The sequence below is a fragment of the Streptomyces sp. NRRL B-24085 genome, from assembly GCF_001282115.1.
GTDB lineage: Bacteria > Actinomycetota > Actinomycetes > Streptomycetales > Streptomycetaceae > Streptomyces.
The window spans coordinates 1-4,461 of record NZ_LJBR01000432.1 but is presented as its reverse complement, the minus strand read 5'-3'; the positions used below and the strand labels follow the sequence as shown (position 1 = coordinate 4,461).

Here is a 4,461-nt window from a genome sequence, read left to right as displayed (position 1 = left end):
CGCGGGGAACTGCGCGAACGGCCCCCACCGGCCCGCACCCGTCCCGCAACCGAACCCGGCACCCCCTATGCCCGCTGCCCGTACCCCCGCAACCGCTCCCCCACTTCCGCGAGCTGTTCTTCCGTCAGGAGGTTCGGGGTCAGGTCCGGGACCGAGCGGGCCGTCAGCCACAGGTGGCACATCCACTCGAGTTGGGCCGTGCGGTCGTAGGCCTGGGCGAGGGTGCTGCCGTAGGCGATCGTGCCGTGGTTCTGGAGGAGGCAGGCGGAGCGGCCGGCGAGGGCGCGGAGCATGTTCTCGGCCAGCTCGGCGGTGCCGTAGGTGGCGTAGGGGGCGACCCGGACGGGGCCGCCGAGCGCGCTGGTCATGTAGTGGATCGTGGGGAGTTCGGGCACGAGCGTGGAGACGGCCGTGGCGTGCACCGCGTGGGTGTGGACGACCGCGCGGGCGTCGGTGCTGCCGTAGACCGCCAGGTGCATGGGGAGTTCGCTCGTCGGCACCAGGGTGCCGAGGGTCTGGCGGCCCCGCAGGTCGACTCCCGTCACGTCGTCCGGCGTGAGGCGGTCGTAGGGGACGCCCGACGGGGTGACCAGGACCGTGTCCCCGACGCGTACCGAGACGTTGCCGGAGGTCCCGACGACCAGTCCGTCGGTGACCGTACGGCGGGCCGTGTCGACCAACTCGCCCCAGGCGGCCGCCTCCTCGGCCCGCACCTCTCGCGTGCCGTTCCGTACCTCTTGGTCCTGCCCTCGCTCAGCCATGCCGTGATCCTGCCAGCCGGGGCGCCGGGCTGTTGCCGGGCCGGGACTTCGCCCCTCTTGTGCTGCTTGGCCGGAGATGGACTGAAATTCGACGATCTTCCAGTAGCCTCTGGGCTTTGTCGTACACGACGCCATTTCGGGGGACACATGGCCCGTGACCGCAGGAACGCCCGGACCCGCGCCCTGGCGCTTTCCGTGGTCCTGCTCGCCGTGGGAAGCGTGGCGCTCGCCGGGTCGCCCGCCCCGGCGGCGGGCCTGCCCAGGGGGCACGACGTCTCCTCGCACCAGAAGAACGTCGACTGGCGGAAGGCCAGGGCCAAGGGCGCCCGGTTCGTCTACGTCAAGGCGACCGAGTCGACCGACTACCGCAACCCGCGCTTCGGACAGCAGTACAACGGGGCGCGCGAGGCGGGCATCATCCGCGGGGCGTACCACTTCGCGCTGCCGGACAGGTCGTCGGGCAGGGCGCAGGCCGCGTACTTCGTGCGCAACGGCGGCGCCTGGTCGGCGGACGGCTGGACGCTGCCGCCCGCGCTGGACGTCGAGTACAACCCGTACGACCGGAAGCACAAGTGCTACGGCCTGAGCAGGGCGAGGATGGTCGGCTGGATCCGGTCGTTCAGCGAGGAGGTCGAGCGGCTCACCGGTCGCCGGCCGGTGATCTACACGACCGCCCACTGGTGGAACACCTGCACGGGCGGCAGCGGTGCCTTCGCCGGGGACCACGCGCTGTGGGTGGCCCGCTACGGGGCGGACGCGGGCCCGCTGCCCGGTGGGTGGTCCTACTGGACCATCTGGCAGTACGACAACAGCGGCAGCCTGCCGGGTGACCAGAATCTCTTCAACGGGTCGGCGCGGCAGCTGAAGAGGTTCGCCGCCGGGGCCTAGCCGTGGGGCGCCTGGGGCGCGCGGGGGCCGCGGGGTTCGGCAAAGCCATAGCCGAAGATTCCGGTCACCATGCGGCCCGCCTCAGTTCACCTTCCGTTCATCCAGGTTACTTACCTTCAACATGCCAATGACCTCGAACGATTGCCTGGGTAAATGGAAAACTTCTCGCTGATCCTCGCGATTGTGGTCGTCACCGCACTCGCGTTCGATTTCACGAACGGTTTTCACGACACCGCCAACGCGATGGCCACCACCATCTCGACCGGTGCGCTCAAGCCCAAGGTCGCGGTGGCCATGTCCGCCGTGCTGAACCTTGTGGGCGCCTTCCTCTCGGTGGAGGTCGCCAACACGATCTCCAAGGGTCTCGTCGACGAGACCGGCATCCGTCCCGAGGTCATCTTCGCCGCCCTGGTCGGCGCGATCCTCTGGAACCTGCTGACCTGGCTGGTGGGACTGCCCTCCAGTTCCTCGCACGCCCTCATGGGCGGTCTGATCGGCGCCACCATCGCCTCGGCCGGCTTCGGCGCGGTGCACGGCGACGCGCTCGTCACCAAGGTCCTGATCCCGGCGGTCGCCGCGCCGATCGTCGCGGGCGTCGCCGCCATGCTGGCCACCCGGCTCTCCTACTCGCTGGGCAAGAAGGCCGACGGCAAGGCCGCCGCGAAGGGCTACCGCACCGGCCAGATCGCCTCGGCCGGCCTGGTCTCGCTCGCCCACGGCACCAACGACGCGCAGAAGACGATGGGCATCATCACCCTCGCCCTGGTCGCCGGCGGCGCCGTCGCCCCCGACTCCGACCCGCCCACCTGGGTCATCCTCTCCGCGGGTCTCGCCATCGCGCTCGGCACCTACCTCGGCGGCTGGCGCATCATCCGCACCATGGGCAAGGGCCTGACCGACCTCCAGCCGCAGCAGGGCTTCGCCGCCCAGACCAGCGCGGCCACGGTCATCCTGGCCTCCTCCCACCTCGGCTTCTCCCTCTCCACCACGCACTCCGTCTCCGGTTCGGTGATGGGCGCGGGCCTCGGCCGCAAGGGCGGGGTCGTGCGGTGGTCCACGGCCACCCGGATGTTCGTGGCCTGGGGACTGACGCTCCCGGCGGCGGCCCTGGTGGGCGCACTGGCCGAGTCGGTCACCGACCTCGGTGACTGGGGCACGGCGGTCGTGGCGGTCTTCCTCGTCGCCTCCAGCGCGGCGATCTGGAAGATCTCGCGGCGCGAGGTCGTGGACGCGTCGAACGTCAACGAGACCGACGAGCCGGCCGGCGTGGTGACCACGGCGATCGCCGCCGTGATCCCGCCGCCCGCGGGCCCCGTGGCCGAGGAACTCACCGCCACGATCCCGGCCCCGCCCGCCACGACGGAACCGGCAGCCCCGCCGGCCGCCGTCTGAGCCCGCAGTACTAAGGAAGCCTCACCATGCAGATCGACTGGGAAGCACTCGGCTCCGTCTTCGGCGTCAGCCTCGTCGTCACCGTGGGCCTCGTGGCCCTGTTCACCCTCGGGATCATGGGCCTCTCCCGCCAGGAGCGGGCCACGGCCCAGGGCGGCTCGGCGGCCCTCGCGGTCACCGGCGCCTACGCCTGCTTCGCGGCGTGCGCGGCGGCGGTGGCGTACGGGATCTATCTGATCGTGGCCTGACGGCACTCCCGTCACTCGACGGCCGGGCGGGCACGGAACCTCGGTTTCCGTGCCCGCCCGGCCGTCTTCCATGACCGGCGGTGTGGGGTTCTGCACACTCCCCCGCCGCAGGTCAACAGCAAGTTGACGGGTCTCGAAGGCCCGTGGTGGACTGCCGGAGCCATATACGGCGGCAGGAGAGGAAGCCGGTGCGAATCCGGCGCGGTCCCGCCACTGTCACCGGGGTAGACACCCCCGGGAGCCAGGAACTCTCACCGCCGGACTCGTCGAACCAGGGCGTGGACACCCTGAGTGAGGACATGACGCGATGCTCGCCTGCCGATCCACCAGCAGTACCAGGCACCTGAACGACCCCGCGATCGGCTGACCCGATGCGAGCCGATCGCGTTTTCGCGTACGGCGCCGCCGCCGGCCTGATCGGTGACCTCCTGCTCGGCGACCCCCGTCGCGGGCACCCGGTCGCCGCGTTCGGGCGGGCCGCCGGGGCCGTGGAGCGGGTGCTGTGGCGGGACCACCGGGGATGGGGCGCACTGCACACCGCCGTGTGCGTGGGAGGCGCGGTGGCCCTCGGCGCCGCCGCGGAGCATGCCGTACGTCCGTCCCGTGCCGCCTCCGTCGCCCTCACCGGCGCCGCCACCTGGGCCGTGGTGGGCGGGACTTCGCTGGTGCGGGAGGCCCGGATCGTCGGACGGGCGCTGGAGGCCGGGGACGTCGAGGCGGCCCGGGACCGGCTGCCCCATCTGTGCGGGCGCGACCCGCAGGCCCTGGACGCCGACGGGATCGCCCGCGCGGTCGTGGAGTCCGTCGCCGAAAACACCTCCGACGCCGTCGTGGGTGCCCTGGTGTGGGGTGCCGTCGGCGGGGTGCCGGGGCTGCTCGGCTTCCGGGCCGTGAACACGCTGGACGCCATGGTGGGGCACAAGTCGCCCCGGTACCGGCGTTTCGGGTGGGCCTCCGCCCGGCTCGACGACCTCGCCGGGTGGCCGGGGGCACGGCTGACCGCCCTACTCGCCGCTCTCGCCGGGGACGATCCCCGGGGTGCCGTCGCGGCCTGGCGCAAGGACGCGCACCGGCATCCGAGTCCCAACGCCGGGCCCGTAGAAGCCTCGTTCGCGGGGGCGCTGGGGGTCCGGCTCGGGGGGACCCTGTCGTACGCGGGGCGGGTCGAGCAC

The 4,461-nt window shown here is 72.1% G+C and carries 5 protein-coding genes and 1 riboswitch; of the genes, 4 read left to right on the top strand and 1 reads right to left on the bottom strand.

Annotated features, from left to right (window positions below):
• Nucleotides 1-65: 65 nt before the first annotated feature.
• Nucleotides 66-761: a class II aldolase/adducin family protein gene (locus tag AOJ26_RS35760; RefSeq protein ID WP_053852524.1), complete on the bottom strand. Its 696-nt coding sequence runs from the start codon at nt 759-761 to the stop codon at nt 66-68.
• 147 nt (nt 762-908) lie between these two features.
• Here AOJ26_RS35760 and AOJ26_RS35755 point away from each other — a divergent pair, with 147 nt between their 5' ends.
• The 4 genes from AOJ26_RS35755 to AOJ26_RS35740 all read left to right on the top strand — a co-directional run.
• Nucleotides 909-1,649 carry a lysozyme gene (locus tag AOJ26_RS35755; protein WP_053852523.1) on the top strand — a complete coding sequence of 247 codons (741 nt, stop codon included), beginning with the start codon at nt 909-911 and terminating at the stop codon, nt 1,647-1,649.
• Between the two features lie 153 nt (nt 1,650-1,802).
• Nucleotides 1,803-3,041 carry an inorganic phosphate transporter gene (locus AOJ26_RS35750; RefSeq protein WP_053852522.1) on the top strand — a complete coding sequence of 413 codons (1,239 nt, stop codon included), beginning with the start codon at nt 1,803-1,805 and terminating at the stop codon, nt 3,039-3,041.
• A gap of 26 nt (nt 3,042-3,067) precedes the next feature.
• Nucleotides 3,068-3,289 carry a hypothetical protein gene (locus tag AOJ26_RS35745; protein WP_053852521.1) on the top strand — a complete coding sequence of 74 codons (222 nt, stop codon included), beginning with the start codon at nt 3,068-3,070 and terminating at the stop codon, nt 3,287-3,289.
• Between the two features lie 129 nt (nt 3,290-3,418).
• Nucleotides 3,419-3,561, top strand: a riboswitch (cobalamin riboswitch).
• 99 nt (nt 3,562-3,660) lie between these two features.
• Nucleotides 3,661-4,461 (top strand): cobalamin biosynthesis protein (locus AOJ26_RS35740; protein WP_053852525.1); only part of this gene is annotated, 801 nt, incomplete at its 3' end.

Bases quoted from the DNA above. Each gene is read 5' to 3' on its own strand.
- AOJ26_RS35760 (WP_053852524.1), bottom strand. From the start codon at position 761: ATGGCTGAGCGAGGGCAGGACCAAGAGGTACGGAACGGCACGCGAGAG.
- AOJ26_RS35755 (WP_053852523.1), top strand. From the start codon at position 909: ATGGCCCGTGACCGCAGGAACGCCCGGACCCGCGCCCTGGCGCTTTCC.
- AOJ26_RS35750 (WP_053852522.1), top strand. From the start codon at position 1,803: ATGGAAAACTTCTCGCTGATCCTCGCGATTGTGGTCGTCACCGCACTC.
- AOJ26_RS35745 (WP_053852521.1), top strand. From the start codon at position 3,068: ATGCAGATCGACTGGGAAGCACTCGGCTCCGTCTTCGGCGTCAGCCTC.